Annotated in this window: 24 protein-coding genes; 2 read left to right on the top strand and 22 right to left on the bottom strand. The window is 64.2% G+C overall.

The window, feature by feature from the left end:
• Nucleotides 1–269: 269 nt before the first annotated feature.
• The 14 genes from BLA15945_RS18510 to BLA15945_RS18445 form a co-directional block, all read right to left on the bottom strand.
• The gene (locus tag BLA15945_RS18510; RefSeq protein WP_174993094.1) at nt 270–893 is read right to left on the bottom strand and encodes a LysE family transporter; all 624 of its coding nucleotides are present in this window, start codon (nt 891–893) and stop codon (nt 270–272) included.
• A 146-nt stretch (nt 894–1,039) separates the two neighbouring features.
• Nucleotides 1,040–1,672, bottom strand: coding sequence for a glutathione transferase (yfcF, locus tag BLA15945_RS18505; RefSeq protein ID WP_081051937.1), 633 nt, complete (start codon nt 1,670–1,672; stop codon nt 1,040–1,042).
• Nucleotides 1,673–1,816: 144 nt separating this feature from the next.
• Complete coding sequence (locus BLA15945_RS18500) at nt 1,817–2,227, bottom strand: TIGR02594 family protein (protein WP_059237421.1); 411 nt, start codon at nt 2,225–2,227, stop codon at nt 1,817–1,819.
• 300 nt (nt 2,228–2,527) lie between these two features.
• Nucleotides 2,528–2,881 (bottom strand): hypothetical protein, encoded by a 354-nt coding sequence (locus BLA15945_RS18495; protein WP_233464256.1) that lies wholly within the window; start codon nt 2,879–2,881, stop codon nt 2,528–2,530.
• Between the two features lie 312 nt (nt 2,882–3,193).
• Complete coding sequence (locus BLA15945_RS18490; RefSeq protein WP_174993093.1) at nt 3,194–4,060, bottom strand: hypothetical protein; 867 nt, start codon at nt 4,058–4,060, stop codon at nt 3,194–3,196.
• A 426-nt stretch (nt 4,061–4,486) separates the two neighbouring features.
• Complete coding sequence (locus BLA15945_RS18485; protein ID WP_174993092.1) at nt 4,487–5,290, bottom strand: hypothetical protein; 804 nt, start codon at nt 5,288–5,290, stop codon at nt 4,487–4,489.
• A 303-nt stretch (nt 5,291–5,593) separates the two neighbouring features.
• On the bottom strand, nt 5,594–6,004 hold the full coding sequence (locus tag BLA15945_RS18480) for a hypothetical protein (protein ID WP_174993057.1): 411 nt from the start codon (nt 6,002–6,004) through the stop codon (nt 5,594–5,596).
• 1 nt (nt 6,005) lies between these two features.
• The gene (locus tag BLA15945_RS18475) at nt 6,006–6,422 is read right to left on the bottom strand and encodes a hypothetical protein (RefSeq protein ID WP_174993091.1); all 417 of its coding nucleotides are present in this window, start codon (nt 6,420–6,422) and stop codon (nt 6,006–6,008) included.
• A gap of 47 nt (nt 6,423–6,469) precedes the next feature.
• Nucleotides 6,470–8,332: a methyl-accepting chemotaxis protein gene (locus BLA15945_RS18470; protein ID WP_174993090.1), complete on the bottom strand. Its 1,863-nt coding sequence runs from the start codon at nt 8,330–8,332 to the stop codon at nt 6,470–6,472.
• A 133-nt stretch (nt 8,333–8,465) separates the two neighbouring features.
• The gene (locus tag BLA15945_RS18465) at nt 8,466–9,437 is read right to left on the bottom strand and encodes a hypothetical protein (protein ID WP_174993089.1); all 972 of its coding nucleotides are present in this window, start codon (nt 9,435–9,437) and stop codon (nt 8,466–8,468) included.
• A gap of 48 nt (nt 9,438–9,485) precedes the next feature.
• Complete coding sequence (locus tag BLA15945_RS18460; protein WP_174993088.1) at nt 9,486–10,154, bottom strand: OmpA/MotB family protein; 669 nt, start codon at nt 10,152–10,154, stop codon at nt 9,486–9,488.
• 57 nt (nt 10,155–10,211) lie between these two features.
• Nucleotides 10,212–10,976, bottom strand: coding sequence for a flagellar motor protein (locus BLA15945_RS18455; protein ID WP_059237425.1), 765 nt, complete (start codon nt 10,974–10,976; stop codon nt 10,212–10,214).
• 12 nt (nt 10,977–10,988) lie between these two features.
• Nucleotides 10,989–12,239 (bottom strand): Crp/Fnr family transcriptional regulator, encoded by a 1,251-nt coding sequence (locus BLA15945_RS18450; protein ID WP_059237426.1) that lies wholly within the window; start codon nt 12,237–12,239, stop codon nt 10,989–10,991.
• Between the two features lie 236 nt (nt 12,240–12,475).
• Nucleotides 12,476–13,138, bottom strand: a complete 663-nt coding sequence (locus BLA15945_RS18445; RefSeq protein WP_059237427.1) for a glutathione S-transferase family protein — start codon at nt 13,136–13,138, stop codon at nt 12,476–12,478.
• Between the two features lie 288 nt (nt 13,139–13,426).
• On the opposite strand from BLA15945_RS18445, the gene BLA15945_RS18440 reads away from it, so the two are divergent.
• Nucleotides 13,427–14,782: a polyhydroxyalkanoate depolymerase gene (locus tag BLA15945_RS18440; protein ID WP_174993087.1), complete on the top strand. Its 1,356-nt coding sequence runs from the start codon at nt 13,427–13,429 to the stop codon at nt 14,780–14,782.
• Between the two features lie 108 nt (nt 14,783–14,890).
• On the opposite strand, the gene BLA15945_RS18435 is transcribed toward BLA15945_RS18440, so the two are convergent.
• The 8 genes from BLA15945_RS18435 to BLA15945_RS18400 form a co-directional block, all read right to left on the bottom strand.
• On the bottom strand, nt 14,891–15,358 hold the full coding sequence (locus BLA15945_RS18435; protein ID WP_059237429.1) for a DUF3761 domain-containing protein: 468 nt from the start codon (nt 15,356–15,358) through the stop codon (nt 14,891–14,893).
• A 62-nt stretch (nt 15,359–15,420) separates the two neighbouring features.
• Nucleotides 15,421–15,558 (bottom strand): HHHH-motif protein, encoded by a 138-nt coding sequence (locus BLA15945_RS18430; protein ID WP_174993086.1) that lies wholly within the window; start codon nt 15,556–15,558, stop codon nt 15,421–15,423.
• Between the two features lie 295 nt (nt 15,559–15,853).
• Nucleotides 15,854–16,288 (bottom strand): cupin domain-containing protein, encoded by a 435-nt coding sequence (locus BLA15945_RS18425; RefSeq protein WP_174993085.1) that lies wholly within the window; start codon nt 16,286–16,288, stop codon nt 15,854–15,856.
• Nucleotides 16,289–16,367: 79 nt separating this feature from the next.
• Nucleotides 16,368–17,363 (bottom strand): ABC transporter permease, encoded by a 996-nt coding sequence (locus BLA15945_RS18420; protein ID WP_174993084.1) that lies wholly within the window; start codon nt 17,361–17,363, stop codon nt 16,368–16,370.
• A 1-nt stretch (nt 17,364) separates the two neighbouring features.
• Nucleotides 17,365–18,342: an ABC transporter permease gene (locus BLA15945_RS18415; RefSeq protein ID WP_081051939.1), complete on the bottom strand. Its 978-nt coding sequence runs from the start codon at nt 18,340–18,342 to the stop codon at nt 17,365–17,367.
• 33 nt (nt 18,343–18,375) lie between these two features.
• Nucleotides 18,376–19,932 (bottom strand): sugar ABC transporter ATP-binding protein, encoded by a 1,557-nt coding sequence (locus BLA15945_RS18410; protein WP_059237432.1) that lies wholly within the window; start codon nt 19,930–19,932, stop codon nt 18,376–18,378.
• Nucleotides 19,933–19,982: 50 nt separating this feature from the next.
• Nucleotides 19,983–21,011 (bottom strand): ABC transporter substrate-binding protein, encoded by a 1,029-nt coding sequence (locus BLA15945_RS18405; protein ID WP_174993083.1) that lies wholly within the window; start codon nt 21,009–21,011, stop codon nt 19,983–19,985.
• A gap of 127 nt (nt 21,012–21,138) precedes the next feature.
• Complete coding sequence (locus BLA15945_RS18400; protein ID WP_233464255.1) at nt 21,139–22,056, bottom strand: aldose 1-epimerase; 918 nt, start codon at nt 22,054–22,056, stop codon at nt 21,139–21,141.
• A 317-nt stretch (nt 22,057–22,373) separates the two neighbouring features.
• On the opposite strand from BLA15945_RS18400, the gene BLA15945_RS18395 reads away from it, so the two are divergent.
• Nucleotides 22,374–23,414 (top strand): LacI family DNA-binding transcriptional regulator, encoded by a 1,041-nt coding sequence (locus BLA15945_RS18395; protein WP_059237434.1) that lies wholly within the window; start codon nt 22,374–22,376, stop codon nt 23,412–23,414.
• Nucleotides 23,415–23,645: the final 231 nt, after the last annotated feature.

Here is a 23,645-nt window from a genome sequence, read left to right as displayed (position 1 = left end):
TACCGACCCGCAGCAGTTTCGCCTTTATCTCGAGAGCCGGTGGTCGACATGCGCAGACACCGGACGTGTGCTCGCCGTTTCGAACCGCCGACAACAAACGGGCTGCCGGCTTCATCTCGACTATCGAAGCCTGCGATACAACGCCAGCCACGACGACACTCACGATGCGCTTGCGACGGCGTGCCCGAACGGGATCGCAGTGATCAGGCTGGTAGCTGGCGCGGGCCAAATGACGATTGAACCGATAGCACAGCCGATCGCTGCCTTGCTTACCGATCCAGCGCCAGCTTCGCGCCGAGCCCCAACAGGATGGTCCCCATTACCGCGTCGATCGGCTTGCGCAGTTTCGCGTAGCCCGTCTGCACGCGGTTCGTCGAGAACAGCACGGCGACCGTGCAGAACCACGTCAACGAGACGGCAACGACCACGGCCAGCGTCGCGCCATGCACCCACGCCGGTGCGTGTGCAGGCAGCAGCGTGACGAACAGACTGCCGAAGAACGCTGCGGCTTTCGGATTGGTCAACCCGACCAGCAGCCCTTTTCGATACGCGTGCACACCGCCGCGCACAACGGGCTGACTCGCGGATTCAGCCTGTTGCGCGGACTGACGCAGGCCCGATAGCGTCTTGATACCGAGGTAAATCAGATACGCGGCGCCGGCGATGCGAATCGCCTCATACAGCCACGCGAGCTTCGCGACGATCAGCCCGAGCCCGAAAATCGCCATCGCCGCCCAGACCGCATGCGATGACGCAATACCCAATGCAGCCAGAAGGCCCGCACGGCGATTGCCGAGCGCGTGGGACGAAACGGCGATCAGGTCGGGGCCGGGGCTGACGCACGCCAGCAACATCACGCCGCCGACTGCGGCGAGTTGGGGAAGATAGCTCATGGCGGTTCGGGTGAATTCGTCGAGAAGGAAGAAAACCGATCCAATCTGGCATGCCGATTTTCAGTGTGTATCGGACTGCGGGTAGTACGACGTGCCGGCGCGCTGCGCACTCCTCCGCGCCGCCGACACGCCCCTGCTTCTGCGAATTACAGCGGCGGACGCTTCAGCTTCACCCAGCGCTGCACCGACGCCCGCTCCCACTGCGCACGCGCATAGTCGGCGAGGCGCTGCGGCACCGGATCGTCATTCAGCACCAGACGGTTCAGCATCACCGCCAGATCGACATCGGCAATGCTCCACTCGCCGAACAGGTGTGCCGCGCCCGGCGCGAGCAGCTTGTCGGCAGCCGCGAACAGCTTCTGCGCGGCGGCCTGTGCGAGACTCGACAGCGGCTCGCTCGACGGCCCGTAGAACAGCACTTCGGTCGACCGTTCCGAGCGGATCGGCATCAGGTCGCTGCGCAGCCACGCCTGCACCTGACGCGCCCGCGCACGCTGGCGCGGCTCGGCCGGGTAGATCCGTGTGCCCGGGAATGTCTCGTCGAGATACTCGGTAATCGCCGACGATTCCGACAGCGCGAAATCGTCGTGCACGAGCGTCGGCACGCGTTGCGTCAGCGACGTCGCCGCATAGTCCGGCGCGAAATGCGCGCGGTTGCCGAGATCGACGGTCACCAGTTCGTACGGCAGCGATTTTTCCTCGAGCGCGACGAAGACCGACATCGCGTATGGGCTCGTGTATTGCGCATCCGCGTAGAGACGGAGATTACCGGTTTGCACTGCTTGCTCCTTGTGGGTGCGGAGGCCGGCGACGACGGGTTCGCGCGCCGACGGGCTCCGGGTGGGTCAATGCGGTGTGTTCGACAGATTAGCAGCGGCGGGAAAGGTGTCGTTTGCCGTTTTGTGTGTGCTGCCGCTGCGTGGTCATGCGGTGGAGGGCCAGCGATAGGCGATCACTTCGTTCAACGGGTATGCGAGTTCGCGGACTTCTTCCAGCTGGTTGCCGCCGAAAAGGTACACGTGTTCGGTGTCGTGACGGAGGTAGAAGCCGACGTGCCCTTTCCAGCTTGTCGGGTCGTCACGGGTCAGGATCGCGATGCAGCCGTAGACCGGGCGCTCCAACGGGCGGCCCCATTCGAGCCATGAGCGTGCGAGTGCGGAGCCGGTGCCGCGGAATCCGGCGTGTGTCATGCACCAGTTCACGAAGGACGAGCACCAGGAAATTTTGTCGTCGTAGCCGACCAGGTTCGTCTGGTTGTTGTACTCGACGATCCGCGGGTTGATGCTGCCCGGCGGGTGACGGCGGATGCCGAGTTCGGCCAGGGCGACAGGCATCCAGGGTGAGTGGGCGGTCGCTTCCGGGCTGCCCTCGGGGGTCGATCGGGTCACGGCGGTCTCGGAATTTTTGAGATGTGGGTAATCTTCGCATGAATGCGGACAGTGGACAGCGCGATTTCGGCAAGCGTGTTTTGGCCTCACGGTCCTGGTGGTCGTGACACTTGTTGACGGTGGATGTGGATGTGAGTCGCGGCGTTCGAGGCAATGGCCAGGGCGGTATCGCCCCGGCGGTCAATCGCGTTCTGGAAACGCCTGCATTCCACTCGCTAGAGCCGCATCAAGCAGCCCTTGCAGGTGTTATAGCGGCGACGGTCCCCGATCAGGATCGTGGTACGGCTGCTCTCGCAGCGCCAGCTGGGCGTTGTCCGGCGTGATCGTGATCTGCCGGGTGGCGTCGTTGACGTCGAGGTACACGCGATCGCCCGGCTTGAATCCGAAGATCTTGAAATTGATATCGATCGCCTTCATCCAAGGCAGGTACGGCCAGCCACGCTTGGGAAGATCCGGGTAGTTGCGCAGGACCAGTTCAAACGTCTTTTGCATGTTGACGGGTTTGTTCTTCCTGCGACGTGTCTTACTATTGGCGTCAGCCATTTTCAACTCCTGGTGTGAGTTGCTGGTGGTCAGCGGGTCGTATGGGTTGGCGCCCATGCGGCCCGCGCTTCTTTGTTGCCTTGGGTTTCCCCTTCTTTCTCCCCTCTCGCTGTGTCTTGTTGGGCAAGACGGATTTTTCGACCATCGGTGCGGAGGGAGCTGCGTTCAACTTCCGATGGCGAGAAGCAAGGCTTCATGACCAGTGTAGTTGGGCTGGCATCTCAGAAATGGGGATTTGAGGGGGAGTGGCCAAAGGGTATATAGGTCCGCTCGACATGCGGCTCCTTCGAGCGGACTGAGGCAGATGTCGTTGTTAGAGCGAGCTATTCAGGCCCGACAAAACTAACGAGTGGGGCTTGGCAACTTGCATCATTGCTTGATCGAGATCTGATCGACTTTGATCCAACGAAGCAGATGTTTACCCGATGCGTTCACGTAGTCCACGTAAGCCCACCCAGTCGGAGACTGCTTCAGTACAGTTACGACATCATTCTGGACGAGGTAGGCTCGACTTGCGGTCGTGTCGTCTGGGGCTGTGAACAGAGTCGCTTTTGCGACCGACACCGCAGCGGTCGGGCCTTCAACACCCACTCCTTGCTCTACCGGCGTACCTCCAGACGTGGCAGAGCCTTTCGAAAGCGCCGTATCCACCAGTTGCGCATCGAAGCGGGCCCCGTCCGCCTTTAGAGCCGCTGCGATTTTCCGATAGGACTCGCGATTGGCCGAGGAAAGTGGGTCACACCGCAAGAGATTGTCGGCCCCCGAAGCATCGCGCATCAGCAAGTGTGGGGGCTGTCCTGCGTTGATGGAGGTCAACTTACTGCTTGCCGAGGGACGATCTCGCGTGAGCATCATCGAAGTTTGGGAATCTGTACCCCACTGGGCACCTTGATTCGGTTGCCATCCTGCTCCGCAAATCTCTCCGGTTTGCTCGGCCGTAATGCAGCCTGTCTTTATCTCAATCATGGAACAGTACTCCCGGTTCAGTACCGCTTCCGGTTGCCCTTGCCCCGTGAACACTGTTCCCTGGTCGTTTCGCATAACGATTACATATTGACCGGAAGGAGCGATATTCCATTTGTTAGGAGGCTCCATCTGCGTTCCGCCACCGGTGCTCGACTCACCTGCTCGTGGTAGCAGGCCGAACGTCGCTCCATTCGGAAACGAGAAAACCGCTTTCTTCCAGACCCGACGGGGCAATGGATCTTGAGGGTTCGCAGCATTGCTATAGAGCACTGCTGCTCCGCCAGGCAATGCAAGGCGTAGAGTGGACTGCGGTTCTGCGCTTGCAAGACCTGACCAAAGCATAGTCATCGCAAGCATAGTTCCGACACGCATGACACGCGTGCATGAGGTACTTGCCCGCAACAACGAAACACGCGGCTTCGTAAGTTCCAACGCTGACTCATCCAAAATGGCATTTCCCAAACTTGGATCAAATGTTGATAACGCTCACGGCATGGTTCACGCCTTCCAGTGCGCCACTCATCGGGTGCCTCTCGGGCAACAGGATACTCATTTTGCTGCACCGCAAGCACAGCGATGAAAGCAACCGGGCGCGGCAGGTCGCAGAACAAGGTTCAAGCGTAACCGCCCGACAAGGCAACGGCCTACCGCTCATAACTCAGCCACCGCCGACGATCTGCTTTAGGTCAACTTCGGTCAGGGTTTCACATTCCCTTGCCTGGAGCCGATGGCCGCAGCAATGCGGCTTTGCGCAGCGACGAGTTGGTCATCCGTGGTCGCCACCAGCCACAGACGCGCCTGCTCCTCGATTTGGCGGTTGTGCTCCTTCAACGGGCCCATCGCGGCAGCGGCCTTCCAGACCACCGGGGCGATTCGGCTTTTCCTGCCTGACGGCGCGCCTACCAGCAGGCAATAAGGTCCCAGCGGGAGCGATACAAACGGCAGTGCCGGACTGGCACGCACGCGCCAGTCGATAAAGGGCGTGTCGCCGATAAGCAGCGGCATGGGCAAGCCGTGGAGCACACTGAAATCATACAGCGCCAGTTGCTCCCGCATGCCGGCGTAAATACTCCGGATGTCGTCGACAACCGCCGCGCGGATCTCGTCATCGAACATTGGTTCCTGCGCGTATCGGGCAAACGCCTTTCGAGCCTCCCGTTGATATGCGCTGAACAGGCCAATCTCCACGCAGTCCTGCACTGCGCGCTGGACATCCGCTACGGAACCGGCTTCCTCCGGCGTACCCAACTGCGCGGCCCGCAAAAACCGGGCAAGTCCAGCCTCCTGGATCGCTGGACCCTCGGCAGATGCATCGTCTTCAGCGTCCTTGCAAAGGGGCACGTAGATATATTTCTCGGCCGCGAAATGCGACTTCTTACCCTCGTCAAACCTGATTTCGCCATCAACGCAGTCCAGATAGCGAGTCCCGATTCGACCATGTTCCCAAACCCAATTTTTCAGGAGCGGGCGTAGTGGATGCAGTCTGTCGTGATCGGTCATGGAGGCCTCCAGGTTGCCCAGTATAGTTCCAAGTTGTCGATCGCTTCGTGGAGGATATGGCGATCAATCGGTCTACTACCGCCGTTGGAACCCGCGCAGCCTCAACAGCTCTGTTCAACCGGATATCCGTGGTCCCGTGCCTGCGCGCTGAGCAGCAAGTGCTCGGCCTTCGCAGGCGTTCACGTGTCGGCCGCGGTAGGTCGACTTGACGCTACCTTGCGGACGTTCGGCTGATCATCTGCACCGAACGTCTGCTGTCAGGCTCAGCGAATAGGCACTCTCGATCCACTGCAGCCACTCGCTCTACGAAATGAGCGATTCGCTGACGAAGACGTTATAAGGCATGGCTTCCGGATCCAGACTTTCAGGCATGGGTATGCCGTTTCCGCAATAGTCGATTTCGACATCGGCTAGATGACCTGACTCGTCGGCAAAGAGCAAAATCTCAATCGACCCCCAGCCTTCCGGTTCCCTCCGATCCCGGAAGTCCGCTTCAAACACCCTTCGATAGGGCTGTCCACTTGAAGCGATGGCAATGGGAGGAACTTTATCGGGCGCGACCAACGACAGGCCAAAGGTGTTGCATCCACACTCACAGAGTCTGACGATCTCTGCATTCAAGAACTGCGCGGCAAGCGCGTCTCGATTTGGAAATGGGCAGCGCTCAAGAATAAACGTAATCCAATAGGCTGCCTGGTTCAGATCGTTTGCCATATTACGTCCTAGCAACATCATCCGTAGACTTGATCCCCGCATTCGCCCTCTTGGCCCAAGCCTTCAAAAGCAAGACCGTCGTAACGAGCAGATTCACCCTCCCGCTATCCGACGTCAAGAACAGCCCATCTGGCCCGGGCGTCATCCCGTCATCGGCCACAACGCTCTGCACGACACTCCCCGCCTTCGCAGAAAACCCTTTCACGTCGACCGCGTATTTCTTATCCAGATCCGCCTGATCTTCCATCTTCGCCGCACCAACTTCTGCCGCAACCTTCTCCCGATAAGCCAGATACGACTCCGTCGGCGACCCGACACCCTTCGCCCCACCCCAACCGTCAACCTGGAAATGCGTTTCATTTCTATAAACGTCACCAAATCCCGCGCCAACATGCAAAAACGGCCACCGTGAACCCACGGCAGCCGTCCTCAGAAACGCCCCAGTTCTAAAACGCGAATCAGCCTTTACTCATCCACCTTGAAAGCCGACACCAGCTTGGTCAATTCCGCCGCTTGCTGCTTCAAACTCGCCGCCGCCGCCGCGCTTTCCTCGACCAAAGCCGCATTCTGCTGCGTCATCTGATCGAGCGACTGCACCGCATCACCGATCTGGTCGATCCCGGCACTCTGCTCCAGGCTCGCCTCGGCAATCTCGCTCATCATCGCGCTCACGCCTTGAACCTGCGAGACAACATCACTCATCACCTTCCCCGCCTCACTCACCAGCCGCGACCCGGTATTCACCGTCCCCGCGCTGTGTTCGATCAGCGCCTTGATCTCCTTCGCCGCCTGCGCGCTGCGCTGCGCCAGATTCCGCACTTCCGACGCCACGACCGCGAACCCGCGCCCCTGCTCCCCGGCCCGCGCCGCTTCCACAGCCGCATTCAAAGCCAGAATATTCGTCTGGAACGAAATGCTGTCGATCATCACGATGATCTCGGAGATCCGCTGCGACGCGTCGCTGATCTGCTCCATCGTCGTCACGACCTCGCCCACCACCTGCCCGCCGCGCGCCGCCGTATCCGACGCGCCGTTGATCATCTTCGCGGCCGTCGTCGCCGTCTCGGTGTTGTTGCGCACCACGGCCGTGATCTCTTCCATTGACGAAGCCGTCCGCTCCAGGTTGCTCGACTGGCCTTCGGTCCGCTCGCTCAGATCCGCATTCCCCGAAGCAATCTGCGCCGATCCGGTCGCAATCGAAGCCGACGCCGCACGAATCCGGTGAACCAGCGTCGACAGCGACGACACAAACCGGTTGAACGCATCCGACAACTGCCCGATCTCGTCCTGGCTCTCGACCGTCATGCGGCGCGTCAGGTCGCCCTGGCCGCTGGCGATCTCCGACAGCAGCGTCGCCGCGCGGCGGATCGGCGCGGCAATCGCGCGGCCCACCAGCCAGATCACGAGCAGCGCAACCCCGAGCCCCACTACCGCCGCAACCAGCGCCGCGCTGCGGATTGCCCGCGTCACCGGCCCAAGCAATTCAGCCTGCGGCACCTCGACGACGACATACGCATTCAGCTCCGGAATGAACGACGTCGCGATAAAGCGCGCGCCGCCGTCGCCCTCGTAGCTCAGGTACGCATACGGCTTACCGACCAGCAGCGTCGACGACGCATCGCCCGGCAGGCCCGGTGCGTCCTTCAGGAAATGCTTGCCGTCGATCAGCGACGTATCGCGATGCATCATGATCGTGCCGTCGGGGCGCACGAGATACGCAAAGCCGGTCTCGCCGATCCGGTAGGCCGAGATGCCCTTCGCGAGCGCATCGACGGACAAGCTCATGCATGCCGCGCCGATCGGCACGCCGTCGAGTTCCACGCGGCTGTTGATGAACATCATGTAGCCGCCGACGGTCGCCTCGCGATCCATGTTCACGTCGAACGTCTTGCCCGACGACAGGAAATTGGTCAGCCACTGATCCTTGTCGGTCACCTTCCGCTGCAGGCCGGCTTCGGTATAGTAGTTGCCGCTCTTAACCGACACCCACTGCACGGACGCAGCCTTCTGCTCGTCCTTCACGTTCTTCGCCAGCTGGATCCAGTTGCGCGTGCCGGCATCGGGTTCGCCGTCGGCTTCCCATTGCAGCACGAACGCATCGCGCGCGAGGATGCGCGACGCGGCGATCGGGCCGGCCATCTGGCGCTGCACGTCGGCGCGGATGCCGTTCACGGCCGTCGGCAGCTCTTCGCGGACGACACGATCGCGCACCGCGTTGCCGATCAGACGGACGCTGAGCCCGCTCGAAATCGCGACGAACACGAGCAGGCAACTCGTCATGCTGAGAATCAGCTTGTTCTGAATGGAAAGCTTGCGCCAGAAATGCATGGGGAACCCTCGATAACCGCTCGGTCTGAGCCAGTTTGAGTTATCGGCATGCACGCGCAGAACCGCATCGCTGATTTTAGATGCCCATCATATGAAAATCGATATATCCCGGTGCTATCGGGATTTGTGCTGCTTATTTTGATGATTCCTGTGATTCGGCAGCGCAGGGCATCTTCGCGCACCGATTGACGTCGGATGTGGCGGCTGGCTTCGCACCGTCGCTAGCAGGCAAAAGCGTGAGCCGGTATTCATACACGGCAACAGCAAGCTTGAATCCGACCGCAACGGTCACCGTCAGAACCAGAAACGAGGCAATGCCCACCTGTACCAACGAGAACATCGCTTCGTCGGGGATTGCGGCATCGACTTTATCGAGCAACCGCGTCAGCTCGTCGCGCCCGGCGTCCTGAATCGTAGCCAGCAACGGGCGCACGCGCTCTTGCATCTCGGCCACCGCCGCTCGTCGCTGAATAGGATCGGTTTCCTTCTCGATGTTTTCGATCATCTGACGCGGGAGCCAGCGAGTCGTGCAGATGTCGGCGGTCACACCCATACGGCACGTCTGTTCCGTCAGCACTCGGATCTGTGTCAGATCCGCTGCGATCTCGTCGTGACCGGGCCGCAGGAATCTTGCGTCGAACGACGTATAGGCCCCCATCAGCGAAAATACAGCGCTGAGCACCGACATCGCTGCGAATACTTCACCGATCATCTTGTACTTGCTACGCTTTCTTTCGACCAGATTCTTGAGCCGGCTCTTCTCCTTGTCCGGCGTGCCCTCTGGAAACTCCCGACTGGCCGCGTACGCCGCCATCAGCGACCGATGCCGCATGAATCCGATCAACGCCAAATATCCCAGTGCCAGTGGCAACGGCACCCAGCGCCACTGGCGCAACCATAAGTAATCGCGATGTGTGGCCATCCACGGCCCCAGCCAGTAATGGCAGGCCAATGCAATCGCCAACGCGAGCACAACCGTTTGGATGATCAGGTTTTTCAGCGACAAATCGGCTGTCGACAAACGCATCAACAGCTGGACAAAACCGCGAGCACTTCGCTCGCCTTTGCCATCCGCAACGGCCCCGGCATTATTCTCGGTCGACATCTACACAATCCCTCAGGTTCTATTCTTGGACGAACGCGAGCAATCCGGTCAGTACGCAACGAAGATCGTGACACGCCGGTTTCGCGCCCGCGACGCGGCATCGTCGCCCGCGACGAGCGGCTGCGTATCGGCCCGCCCGATCGCCGCCAGCCGATGCGGTGCCACACCGCGCTCGGTCAGGTAGCGCACGACACTCCCCGCTCGCGCCGACGACAGCTCCCAGTTCGATTCGTATTTCGCGTTCGCGATCGGTACGCTGTCCGTGTGGCCTTCGACGAGGATGTCGCCGGTCGCATGATCGCTCAGCGCCTGCGCAATCTGGTTCAGCACCGGCGACGAATCGGGCAGCAGGCGCGCATCGCCGACATTGAACAGGATCTTCGCGTCGATGCCGATCTCGACGCCGTGCGGTGCCTTCACCAGCGAAATCCGGCCATTCGACTTCAACGAATCGAGCAGTGCGAGCCACGGCGGCGCATGGCCGGGCGTTACCGAATCGGCAGCACTCGCCGCACCACCGGCCTGCCGCGCAAGCGTCTGGTACCGCGCATCGAGTGCGTTGTATTTCGCGAGCTGCAGCACATACAGCGCGAGAAACAGCACCATCAGCGTCGTGATGAGATCCGCGTACGAAATCAGCCAGCGCCCGGACTGCGCGCCTTCGAGTTCGTCATCGTCGCGATCGGCAGCGGATGCGCCGTCAGTTCGAGCTGTCATGCGGTCGAGCATCCCGGTTCGTCATACGGCGCTGGCACCTGAACAAGCACACGCGCATCAAGCCAGCGATTCCGCCGCACGCCCGCGCACGTCACCGGTCAGGCGCGTCTCGATCGTATGCGGCGACTCCTTGCGCGAAATCGCGAGCAACCCGTCGAGATACAGCTTGCGGAATCGCATCTCGCTGTCGATCTGCGCGCGCAGCTTGCCGTACAGCGGCAGGAACACGAGGTTCGCAAATGCGAGGCCGTACAGCGTCGCGACGAACGCAACCGCGATGCCCGGCCCGAGCTGCGCCGGTTCGAGAATATGGCTCGTCACCTGCACGAGTCCGAGCACCGAGCCGAGAATGCCGAACGTCGGCGCATAGCCGCCGGCCTGCTGCCACACGCGCACGGCCGCGAGGCGGCTGCGCTCGTACGCATCGAGTTCGCGCTGCAACGCATCCTCGAGCACGGCAGTCGACACGCCGTTCGCCAGCAGTTCGAGCCCGCGGCGCGCGAACGGATGAATCCCGCTCACGTCCATCGATTCGAACGCAAGCAGCCCGTCGACTTTCGCGCGATCGCCCCATTCGAGCAGGTCGGACAGGTTCTTGCGATCGACCTCGCGTGCGCGCACGAACGCGAGCCGCAGTTGCTTCACCGCGTCGAAGAAACGTGCCCACGTGTTCTGGATCATCACCGCGCCGAGCGTGCCGCCGAGCACGATCACGAGCGCCTCGAACTGGAACAGCATCGAGAAATGCCCGCCTTCCAGCGCGAAACCGAACACGATCGCCGCGCCGCCGAGCACCACACCGGCCAGGGTCAACAGATCCATCGCCCCTCCGTCTCACGCATCCGATGCCGATGTCGACGCCACCGGCGCCACGCCCGCCGCAGGCGCCTTCGCCGCACGCACGGCATCCAGCACGCGCTGCTCGATCTCCTCGACTTCGACCGGATCGAGCTTGAGTTCGCGACGCATCACCCACGACACCTCGTTGCGGCGCGCCTCGGTCATCACGGAAAACAGCTTGTCGGCCACCGCGCGATCGTCGAGATTCGCGATCAGCTTCGCCAGGTCGTACGTATCGAACGCACTGATCACGTCGAACAGCGTGCGCTGGTCGACCCACACGAGATCTTCCAGCGCGCGCACGTCGCCGCCGCGACGCCCGTTGCGCCGCGAAAAGTACGCAACACCCTTTTGCTCGACGTAGCTGAGCACCTTCGATTTGCGGAACGCGAACACTTCGTCGGCAATCTCGCCGTTCGACAGCTTGTTGAGCAGCAGCGTCTTTTCGACACCGATCAGCGATTCGAGATCGGCGAGTTCGATGAGTTCGAGTTCGCTGTTGATCGACAGGTCGAGATCGTGATCGGCGACCTGCTGCGCGCGATCGATCACGCGCGCCGCATCGAAGGTGACGACCTGGCGCGCATCCGACGAAGCCGCATAGTCGGCTGCGCCGCCGGCGAGGTCGGCCTGCGCGGCTTCGATCGTGACGAGATTGAGCTTCTCCATGCGTCGCAGCATCGCGAGCACGTGCGGTCGCGAATGGCCGGCAATCGCGCGGCATTTGCGGATCACTTCGGCAAGCGGCACCGACGTCTCGGCCGCATGTGCCTGCATCGGCCGCCGCGCCCAGGCATCGCCCGCTTCGCGCGCGTCGGCACCCGCCATCAGCGACAGCACATGCGCGTACGACAGCACGCCCGGCATGAAGTCCGCGTGCGTATAGGTGGCAAGCTGGTCGTCCTTGCGCTTCACGCGGCGAATCATCGTCCGCACGATGTGGCGCAGCAGCGCGGACACGCGCTCGATTTCCTCGTCGAGCATTCCGGCCGGCACGACCGTGAGCTGACAGAATGAAAGCGCCTTCGCGGTATGTGCGCGCGGCTCGGCGGCAAGCAGCGCGGATTCACCGAAGAACTCGCCGCGGCCGAGCGTCGCGACGATCACGCGCTTGTCGTCGCATCGCGTGGACAGCTCGACCTTGCCGTCGGTAATCAGAAAGATGACGGGCTCGCCGGCGAAGCCCTCGGAATAAATGATTTCCCCGGGCGCCGCCGTACGCGTCCACGATTGCTGACGATTCAAGTCGATTCCCCTGCTGCGCTGGTTATTGCGGACTGCGCGTCGCACATCGAAAGCATGCGATCGCGAGTCATCCCCGTGACTCGTTTACGTCATCGGGCTCAACATCCTTTAGGGAATTCATGCTCGGTTCGAACCGAAATCAAGGTAAAACGTTTGCGGGTTGCGCGAGCGCATCGAACGTTCGTTTCGTCCCGTGCACCTGTAGTGAAATTGAAAGCGTGCCGCGATCGCACGCGTCAGAACTCCATGTCGAGTTCGTCGATGTCTTCATGCTCGGCCTTCGCCGCCTCGATCCACTCCGCGACGAACGGATGCGCGAGCACGCGCATGCAGTACTCCGCGACGTCCGGTTCGAGCTTCACGTCGTACGTCAGGAAGCGCGTGACGACCGGCGCGTACATCGCATCGGCAATGCCGATCTCCGCGCCGAACAACCAGGGCCCGCCGTATGCGGCCAGGCACTCGCGCCAGATCGTGACGATCCGCTGGATGTCGTGCTGCGCGCGCGACCAGATCCGGAAGCCGGGGAAATGCGCGCGCAGGTTCATCGGCAGCGCCGATCGCAACGCGCTGAACCCGGAATGCATCTCGCCGCAGATCGACCGGCAATGCGCACGCGCGTGCCGGTCGTCGGGCAGCAGCCGCGCCTGCGGCCGGATCTCGTTCAGGTATTCGGCGATCGCGAGCGTATCCCACACCGTGCTGCCGTCGTGGGTCAGGCACGGCACGAGGATCGACGGCGACAGCAGCAGCAATTCCGCGCGCGACGCGGCATCGATCGGCACGCTGACCGTCTCGAACGCGAGCCCGCTCAGTTTCGCGAGCAGCCAGCCGCGCATCGACCACGACGAGTAATTGCGGCTGCTGATGGTCAGCGTCGTCTGTCCGGTGGATTCCATGTCGCTCCCCTGCTGATTGCCGTTCGTACCCCTGCACCGATAACGGACGCGTCACGCCGCTACCCGCACCATGCCGGTGCGGCGCATTCGCCGGACTGGCGCAGGGCCGCACATTGGCGCGGCACGCATCGCACGCGAGACCGGTGCGGCAACGCGTCGCCTGCGTCCATCCGTCGTCACGTGCCGCCCGCGCGCCGCGCTCCCGAACCGCGTGCAACGCGCGTGCCAGCAGCACGCTGGCACACGGCTTGCCTCGTTCCTTGCAACGCGGCGCAACGAGCGACGGTCATGAATCTGCTTGCCTATCCGTTTTATCAATGGTCTGCCGAATGCCTGCGCCCGGCGCGTGCGTGGGCGGCCGCCACGCGCGCGACGATGTCGCTGTGGCCGCCCGCCACGTCGACGCCGACCGGCCGCACGCTCGACGCGCTGTGCGAACTGCTCGAATGCTGCGCGTTCTCGCATCGGCGTCCGCCGTTCGGGATCGAATCGATCGTCGTCGACGGCGACACGGTGCCGATCGTCGAGGAAGCGGCAGCGGCCACGCCGTTCGCGACGCTGCTGCATTTCCGCAAGGCGCGGCCGGTCGCGCGCCAGCCGCGCGTGCTGATCGTCGCGCCGATGTCCGGGCACTTCGCGACGCTGCTGCGCGGCACCGTGCACACGATGCTGGCCGATCACGACGTGTACATCACCGACTGGCACAACCCGCGCGACATTCCGCTGACGGCCGGACGCTTCGGCTTCGACGAATACGTTGCGCACGTGATCGACTTCATCCGCCAGATCGGCCCCGACGCGCACGTGCTCGCGATCTGTCAGCCGACCGTCGCCGCGCTCGCGGCGGTCGCGCTGATGGCGGCCGGCGGCGATCCGGCTCAGCCCGCGAGCCTGACGCTGATGGCCGGCCCGATCGACTGCCGCGTGAATCCGACGAAGGTCAACGCGCTCGCGACGAGCCAGCCGATCGAATGGTTCGCGCATCACCTGATCAGCGTCGTGCCGGCGGGTTTCGTCGGCGCGCAGCGATGTGTGTATCCGGGCTTCGTGCAGGTCGGCGCGTTCATGTCGATGAATCCGGACCGGCACGCGGCGTCGTTCGCCGATCTGTACTACGAGCGCGCGAAAGGCGATCCCACGAAGGCCGACACATTGCGGCACTTCTACGACGAATACTTCGCGACGGCCGACCTCACCGCGGAGTTCTATCTGGAAACGGTCGAGAAGGTGTTTCAGCAATACGCGCTCGCGCGCGGCGAGCTGACGGTCGGCGACAGGCTCGTCGAGCCGGCGGCGATTCATCGCACCGCGCTGTTGACGATCGAAGGCGAAAAAGACGATATCTGCGCGGTAGGCCAGACAGTGGCCGCGCAGGAACTGTGTTCGGGGTTACCGCCGTATCTGAAGACACACCACGTACAGACGGGTGTGGGGCACTACGGCGTGTTCAACGGCAGCCGGTGGGAAACGCAGATCTATCCGATCGTGCGGGCGACGATCCATGACAACGAGCCGTACGATCGCACCGCGAATGCGGAAGGCGGCACGAGCGGCACCCACTACGTGACGCTGCGCGCCCTGCTCGATGCGCGCGCAACCGGAAGCGATACGGCGACTGACACGCGATCGCATCACGCGCACTGAGCGTGCGCAGCGTTGCAAATAAATCGCCCCGCCGAAGAGGCGGGGCGACGGTTGCTGCTGCGTTCGGGCGACACGCGAGCGAATGCTCTCGCACGCCGGCCCTGCGCGTTACGAGCAAGCCTTGCCGTGCGACGCGTGGTAGCCCTTCGCCTTCGCGTCGGCTTCCGACATGTAGCTGCCGTGCTTCGTCTTGCCGTAGTACTTGTCGGTCGAGCAGTGATAGACCTTCGTGCTGTCGTTCGCCCACACCTTGCCCGGGCCGCCGCCCGGCGCTGCGGCTGCCGTCGTCGCGGCGGCGCTCTTCGCGGGAGCGGTGCCCGATGCCGGCGCGGCCGAAGCCGCCGTAGCCGGTGCTGCGGCCGGTGCGCTCGCCGCGGCTGCAGCCGACGCGCCGTACCACGTCTTCACCCCCTTGTGGCCTGCACACGCGCCCTTCTTCGACGCGCCCGAGTAGAACGAGCCGTCCTTGCACAGACCGGTCGTGCCGGCCGGCGCGCTGGCCGGAACCTGCGCGAACGCACCGATCGACATACCCATGCCGGCGACCAGCGCGGCGATCAACATCGTCTTGTTCATGATCCTCTCCTGATTTGCCTGAATGATGAAAGCGTCCGGGTCATCCCCGGGAAAAGCCTCGGTTACCGCACCCAGCGGCACACACGATGGTGGTGATGATCGAAGTGGCACACGCGGTGCGAATGCGCTTCGGCCAGTGCCGGCACGAGCACGACACAAGCCAGTGCAGTTGCCGTCAGGATCTTCGCGATGCGGTTCATGGTGAAACTCTCCCGGATAGGTCAACCGGCGATCCGGCTGGTACCTCCTTAACGCCTGGCGCCGACAGGCCGTGCACCGTACCGACGCGCAATTGACGATCTTTGACATCGCACCGTCAATCGACGGCCGAAGCTGACGAATGTCTTTCTTTTCTTTCCGGATCTTCAGCTTCTCGACCCTTCGGAATTCGAAGCATCGCGTCGGAGCGAGGGACGCGGATCGCAAGCCTCGGCAGACCAACAAAAAACCGCCCGCAGGCGGTTTGTCGATTGCGTGCACGGGAACGCGTGAAGGCTAAGCCCCCGCCTCGCCCCACGGCGTCGGCGGCGGCACCGCGCACGGCCCGTCGACGTCGATCGACTTGAAATCGGCCGGCCCGACGATCTCCAGGTACTCCATGTCCGGCGAGTAGTCGAACAGGTAGTGGACGATCCCCGGCGCCTGGTGCACGCAGTCGCCGGCAGCCACCAGCGTCTCCTGCTCGCCGTACATGAAGCGCGCCCAGCCCTTCAGCATGATCACGATATGGAACTCGGCCTCGTGACGGTGCCAGCCGGTGCCCGCCACCGGTGCATGATTGGCCCTGACGAGTTGCGCGACGACTTTGCCGTGCGTCGCGGCCGCGATGCCGAGATCGCGATACAGGAAGAAGTCGCGCAGGCCTTCGCCGCGATACGCGGTGTCCTGCGGCCTGACGTGGGAAAACGCGGTGGAAATCGGTGTGCTCATCGTCGTGCTCCTTCATCGAAAGGATCACGCGTGACAAGCATTTAGCGTTCCAGTTTGCGAGCGTGCGACACCGTGCGCGTCACCGCTTGTGCTGCTTGCCGGTCAGCAGCGTCTGCGCGATCACCGCGAGCAGCAGGAACGCGCCGCTCGCGAGGTTCTGGTAGTACGGGCTCAACGTGCCGACCTGGTTGATCACGTTCTCGATCACGCCGAGCAGCAGCACGCCCGCGAGCGGGCCGAACAGCGTGCCGACGCCGCCCGTCAACAGCACGCCGCCGATCACCGCCGCCGCGATCGACTGCAGCTCGTAGCTGTTGCCGGCGCCCGGCAGCCCCGAATCGAGCCGCGACGCGAGCAGCGCGCCGGCCAGCCCCGCGAGCGCCCCGCTCAATCCGTACGTGACGACCTTGAGCCCTTCGACGTTCACACCGAGCATCCGCGCCGCTTCCTCGTTGCCGCCGATCGCGAACACGCCCGCGCCGTAGCGCGTGTGATTCAGCACGAACGCGGCGGCGAGATACGCGACGAGCACGATCCACACGAGATTGCCGATCCCGAACAGCGAACCGTTCGCGATCGTCGCGAAGAACCCGGGGTTCGCGATCAGCATGTCCTGGCTCGCGAGCACGAGCGACAGCCCTTTCAACCCGAGCAGCGCGGCGAGCGTGACGATGAACGGCGCCATCCGCGCCCGCGCGATCAACCAGCCGTTCATGAGCCCGACGATCAGCCCGACACACACGGGCGCGGCCAGCGCGGCGCCCCATCCATACGGCGCGGCATACGCGGCAATCACGGTGCCGAGCCCGACGAGCGAGCCGACCGACAGGTCGAACCCGCCGAGGATGATCACGAAGCTCTGCCCGATCGTGATCAGCGCAACGAACGCGGCGGCCGCGACGATGTCGAGCAGGTTCGGCGCGCTCAGGAAATGCGGGAACACGCGGCCGGCGATCAGGCACACGAGCACGAGAATCGCGATCGCACCGCGTGCCTGCACGAGACGAACGATCTGCGCGCGTCGCGCGCGGCCTGCGTCCTGCGCGGTGTGCGTGGAAATCGGCGCGGTCGACATGTCAGGCTCCCGAGCGCTGCAGGTACAACGCGCCGAGGATGAACGCGGCCTTCAGGATCTGTGCATACGTGTAGCTGATGTTGTTCATGATGAAGCTGGCATCGAGCAGTTGCAGCAGCAGCACGCCGAACACGGTGCCGACGATCGACACGCGCCCGCCGGACAGCGGCGTGCCGCCGATCACCGATGCGGCAATCGCGTCGAGTTCGAAATTCACGCCGACATAGTTCGGATCGCCCGCCCCGAGCCGCGCGGTCGCGAACAGGCCGGCGAGCCCGGCCAGCGCCCCGCTCGCCGCATAAACCGCGAGCAGCGTGCGGCGCACGGGTACACCGGCGAGATGCGCGGCATCGCGGCTCGCGCCGACGAGGATCGTGTAGCGGCCGAACGTCGTGTTGCGCACGACGAAGAACACGATGGCCGCGCACACCAGCGCGATCAGCATCACGACCGGCAGCCCGAGAAACGTGCCGATGCCGATGAAATCGAATGCATCGGAAGGCGGCAGGCTCACGCGCGAACCGCCGAGCAACGCCTGTGCAAGCCCCCGCGCGGCAACCAGCAACGCAAGCCCGGAAATCAGCGGATCGATACCGAGCCGCGCGACGAGCCCGCCGTTGAAGAAACCGACCGCGAGCCCGATTGCGATCGCCGCCGCAAACGCTGCGCCCGTTCCATACGGCAGACACACGGCGATGATCGCGCTCGACAGCGCCATCACCGAGCCCACCGACAAGTCGATCCCGCGCGTCGCGATCGCGAGGTTCTGCCCAAGTGCGATCAGCACGATCGGCGCGGCCTGGAACAGCAAACTGCGTGCGGCAAGCGGATTCGAGAAACCCGGCGTGACGATCAGGTTGAAAACCGCGAGCGCGACGAACGCGAGATACACGCTGTGATCGCGCGCCTGCGCGAACAGCGAGCGGCGCGACGTGCGGCGTGCCTGGTCCGGTTCGCTCATCAGGTTGGCAAGGTTCACGCTTTCCTCATCCTCGGGTCGATATCCGGCGTACTACGCCTGGTTCGCGAGCAACGCGGTCACGTCGTCGGGGCTCGCGCCGCGTGTCGACAGCTCGCCGCTCGTCGCGCCTTCATGCAGGATCACGAGCCGGTCGGCCAGCTCGAGCAGTTCTTCCATCTCCGACGACGTCGCGACGACGGCGAGCCCTTCATCGGCAAGCCGTTTGACGAGATCGTGCACTTCCGCCTTCGCGCCGACGTCGATGCCGCGCGTCGGATCGTCGAGCAGCAGCACCGACGGCTCGGTCGACAGGCAGCGCGCGATCAGCGCCTTCTGCTGGTTGCCGCCGGACAGCGTCGAGATCGGCGCGCCTGCATGCGACGTCTTGATGCCCAGCTCGCGGATGTAGCGCTCGACGAGCGCCTCCTGCTTGCGCACGGAGATGAAGCCGAAGCGCGCGATGCGCGGCAGCACGCACACGACGATGTTCTCGCGCACCGACAGCTTCGAAAAAATGCCTTCCGAGCGGCGATCCTCGGACAGGAACGCGAGCCCCGCGCGAATCGCACGCGCCGGGTCCGCGCCGTTCAGCGCCTGGCCACCGACGCGCACCGCGCCGCCATCCGGCGGTTGCGCGCCGAACACGGCCTTGAACGTTTCGGTGCGGCCCGCGCCGAGCAAGCCCGCGAGCCCGACGATTTCCTTCGGCGCGACACGGAACGACACGTCGCGCAGGCGCGTGCCCCAGCGCAACTGATCGACGGCGAGCGCCGGCTCCTGCGTCGGATCGGCGGCGGCGGCTTCCGCCTGTTCACGCGGGCCGTGCGCACCGACCTCGCGGCCGAGCATCGCCGAAATCAGCGCCATGCGCGGCAGCCGCCCGGGTGTATCGCTGCGCACCACCGCGCCGTCGCGCAGCACGGTGAGCCGGTCGCACATCCGGTAGCACTCGGACAGACGATGGCTCACGAGCACGATCGCGATGCCGGTTGCACGCAACTGATCGACGACACCGAACAGCACTTCCACTTCCGCACCGCTCAGCGCCGAAGTCGGCTCGTCGAGAATCAGCACGCGCGCGCCGAGCGACACGCCGCGCGCGATCGACACCATCTGCTGCTGGCCGAGCCCGAGCGAACCGACCTTGTCGGCCGGATCGACGTCGAGCCCGTAGCGCTCGACGATTTCGCGCGTGCGCGCCAGCATCGCGCGGCGGTCGATCCACGGGCCGAAACGGCGTGGCTCGTGACCGAGAAAGATGTTCTCGGCCACGCTGCGTTCGGGGATCAGGTTGATTTCCTGGTAGACCGCGCAGATGCCCGCGCGCTGCGCGGCACGCGGGCTGTCGAACGACACGGGCGCGCCATCGACGCGAATCGCGCCCGCATCGGGCTGATGAAAGCCGGTGAGGATCTTGATCAGCGTCGACTTGCCGGCACCGTTCTCGCCCATCAGCCCGTGCACCTCGCCCGCGCGCAACGTCAGCGACACACCATTGAGCGCACGCACGACGCCGAACGTCTTGCCAACGCCGTGCGTCTCGAGCACGACGGGTTTGCCGCCGGCGCCATCGTCTGCGCCGGGTCCGGCGGGAAGCGTTGCATCCATCGCGCGCCTCGCGTTCGCGTGTGAGCGGTTGCCGAGCGGTTGCCGGCCGGTCAGTAGACGAGGTTCGCTTCGAGCGAATGCTTGGCGTTCGCCTTGTCGTACAGCGCGTCGTCCATGATCTGCTTCTGCGCGACCGGCTTGCCGGCGAACCACGCCTCGAGCGACTTGAACGCGAGCGGGCCGAAGCGCGGATTGGTCTCGACGCTCGCCGCGGCCGAGCCGTTCGCGATCGCGGTGACGAAGTCCTTCGTGCCGTCGATCGACACGACCGTCACGCCGCGCTGCTTGCCGGCCTGGCGCAACGCGGTCATCGCGCCGAGCGCCATCGTGTCGGCCTGCGCGTAGACGGCGGTCACGTCGGGATGCGCGAGCAGCACCTGCTCCATCACCTTCTGCGCTTCGGTGGCCGACCAGTTCGCGGTCTGCGACGCGACGATCTTCATGTTCGGGAATTTCTTCAGGCCGTCGGCGAAACCATCGGTACGCTGGCTCTCGACGGTATTGCCGTAGCCGCCCTGGATCTCGGCAATCGCCGCTTTGCCGCCGGTCGCATCGGCGAGCGCCTGCGCGGCGCGCTGCCCTTGCCGGAAGAAATCGGAGCCGAGGAACGTGATGAAATCCTGGCACGGCGTGCCGGCCGTCTGCCGGTCGATCGTGACGACCGGGATGCCCTTCGCGCGCGCTTGCGCCAGCGCGGGCTGCAGGCCGGTCGAATCGTTCGGTGCGACGATCAGCGCCTGCGCGCCCTGGTTGATCATGCTTTCGATATCGGCGACCTGCTTCGCCTGGTTCGCGTTCGCATTCGTATACAGCAGCCGCTTGACGCCGGCCGCCTTCGCCGCGGCACGCACCGACGCGGTTTCGGTCGCGCGGAACGGGTTCTGCTCGTTCTCCGACTGCGAGAAGCCGACCACGAGATCGGTCAGCTTCACGCTGCCCGGCTTCGGATTCGTGCAGGTCTGCGCGGAGCTGGACCCGACCTTCTGCGCATTGTCCTGCGCATGCGCGATCGCGACGCATCCGAGCGTCACCCCCATCGTCACCACGATACGTTGCAGCTTTGCACGGCTCGGCATCATCGTCTCCAGGTATTGTGATCGGCCCGCACACCGTGGCACACACGGTTGGCTTCGGCGTCACGAATTAATATTATTACTCGATATTATCGCCTGCCCGACTCGGGATAATCCCGTACCGCCGAACCCGTCAGGCGGGGCCCGGCGTCCATTGCAACATCGCCTGCAGCGACTCGCCCGGCGCCAGCACGCAGCCGCCGACGAGCGATGCGGATTCCTTTGCATTGAAGCTGTCCGTCGTGTTCGTGACGGGTTCGACGCACAGCGCGTCGGCACCGGCCGGCGCATACACGACGAGCTGGTCGAATGGCCGCTCAGCCCGCAGCACGACCTGCCGGCCGCGCTCCGGCCAGATCACCGCCGCTTCGCGCGACCAGCCGACGAAATTGTTGTCGAGATCGAATGCGTCGGCCGGCATCCCGTTTCGCAGCGCGCCGACGGCCGGATGATCGCCGACGCGAACCGGCAGCACGTCCGCATCGGCGTGCCACATCGCGTCGACGTGCGCTTTCACGACGGTGTGCGGCGTGCGCAGGTAGTACGGGTGATGGCCCATGCCGAACGGCATCGGCAATGCGCCGAGATTGCGCGCGAACAGCGTGATCGACAGCACGCCGCCGTCGAGCCGGATCGATTGGCGCGCCTCGTAATGGAATGGCCAGTCGCCCGGGCGGCCGGGCTCGGGACGATGCTCGAAGCGCAAATCGACCTGCGCTTCGCCGCACCGTTCGACCGCCCACGGGCGCCGCCAGCCATGACCGTGCAGCGCATGACGATACGCATCGTTCGGGCCGGACAGGTCGATCGTGCGGCCGTCGAATTCGAACTTCGCGTCGCGGATGCGGTTGCAATACGGAAACAGCGGGAAGCTCGCGAAACGGAGCGGATCGCCGCTCGCGAGCGCCGCGCCGGTGGTCGGCCGGAACCAGTGCTGCGGGCCGTCGGGCCCTGCTTCGTAGTACGCGGCGATCGATCCGCCGGTGTGCGGCGCGACGCACACGCGGGTCGAGCCGCTGGCGAGTTCGATCAGGTCGGCGTGGCGGGGCATTCCCATCGGCATCGATCATCCCGGGATGAAGCTGACGATCCCGCCGCCGGCGTGCAGCATCCGGTCGCGGGCATGTGCGGCAAAGGATGGCACGACGCGGCACACGTGGTCAATAATATTTGTTGATATTATTATCTGGGCATCGAGGACTCCGGGCCAGGCACGCGTAAAGCTTGATTGCCGGCCCGAATGGCCGATGTTACCGTCGGGGCAGATTGATCCGACCCGCTGTTCATTACCGATTTTATTTGCCCATCATCCTGCCGAGGCCGGACCACGCTCCTACCGTGAAACGCTCTACTCAACGTCGCCCCACGATGACCGACATCGCCAAGCTTGCCGGCGTGTCGCAATCCACCGTCTCCCTCGTGCTGAACAACGCGGCGGGCACCAAATTCTCCGATGCCACGCGCGAGAAGGTGCTGAAGACCGCGCACGAGCTCGGCTACCGCTTCCTGCCGCGCGAAGTGGCGATGACGCACAGCGGCGAACGCGACCTGATCGTCTATCTCGCCGACGAAATCTCGACGAGCCCGCACCCGGTCGTCAACATCGACGGCGCACGCGACGCGGCCTATGCGAACGGCAAGCTGCTCGCCGTGTACTCGACGCACGGCAACGTCGACATCGAACGCCAGGTGCTCGACGCGGTGCTCGCGATGCCGAACCTGCTCGGCGTCGTCTATGCGACCGTCTATACGCGCAAGGTCACGCTGCCGGCCGAACTGCTGCGCGTGCCGGCCGTGCTGCTCAACTGCTATACGACGGACAGCGGGCTGTCGTCGATCGTGCCGGCCGAAGTCGCGGGCGGGCATGCGGCCACCGAATACCTGCTGCGCGCGGGCCACCGGCGCATTGGCTACGTGAACGGCGAACCGTGGCAGGACGCCGCGAAGGATCGCCTGAAGGGCTATCGCACCGCGCTCGCGACGGCCGACATCCCGTTCGCACCGGAGCTCGTGCGCGACGGCGACTGGGGTTCCGATACGGGCTTCGAGCAGACGCTGTCGCTGCTGCGCGAGCCGCACCCGCCCACCGCAATCTTCTGCGCGAACGACCTGATGGCGATCGGCGCGATCGAAGCCGTCAAGCATCTCGGGATGCGCGTGCCCGACGACGTGTCGGTGCTCGGCTACGACGACCAGGAAATCGCGCGGCACACGCACCCGCCGCTGTCGACGATCGTGCTGCCGAACTACGAGCTCGGCCGCTGGGCGGTCGAGATCCTGCTGCAGGAAGAGCAGAACCGCGCGGTCGGGATGCCCGTGCGCCGCCGCGCGATCAAGCTCGACGGGCCGCTGGTCGAGCGCGGATCGGTGCGCACCGTCGAGACGGCCGCGCAATCGGCCAGCGCGTAAGTACCCCGCCGGCCTTCGCCTTCCCGCCGAACACCCCAAGGCGCGGCGCGTTTGCCGCCCGCGCGCCTTGCCGCGCGCATACCGCGCCGCCCTTCCCGTCCCGCTTGCCCTTGGCCCCCGCCAGCTTCAGGGTAAACACCATCACTAAATTATTAGTAATAATTTCAAAGCATTTCTATACTTGCGTCGGCATCGGGCAGAACCCCGAGCCGCGACACAGCAACACGACGA

The organism is Burkholderia arboris (assembly GCF_902499125.1).
GTDB lineage: Bacteria > Pseudomonadota > Gammaproteobacteria > Burkholderiales > Burkholderiaceae > Burkholderia > Burkholderia arboris.
The sequence above is the reverse complement of the archived record's forward strand: the minus strand, read 5'-3'. Positions and strand labels throughout refer to the sequence as shown.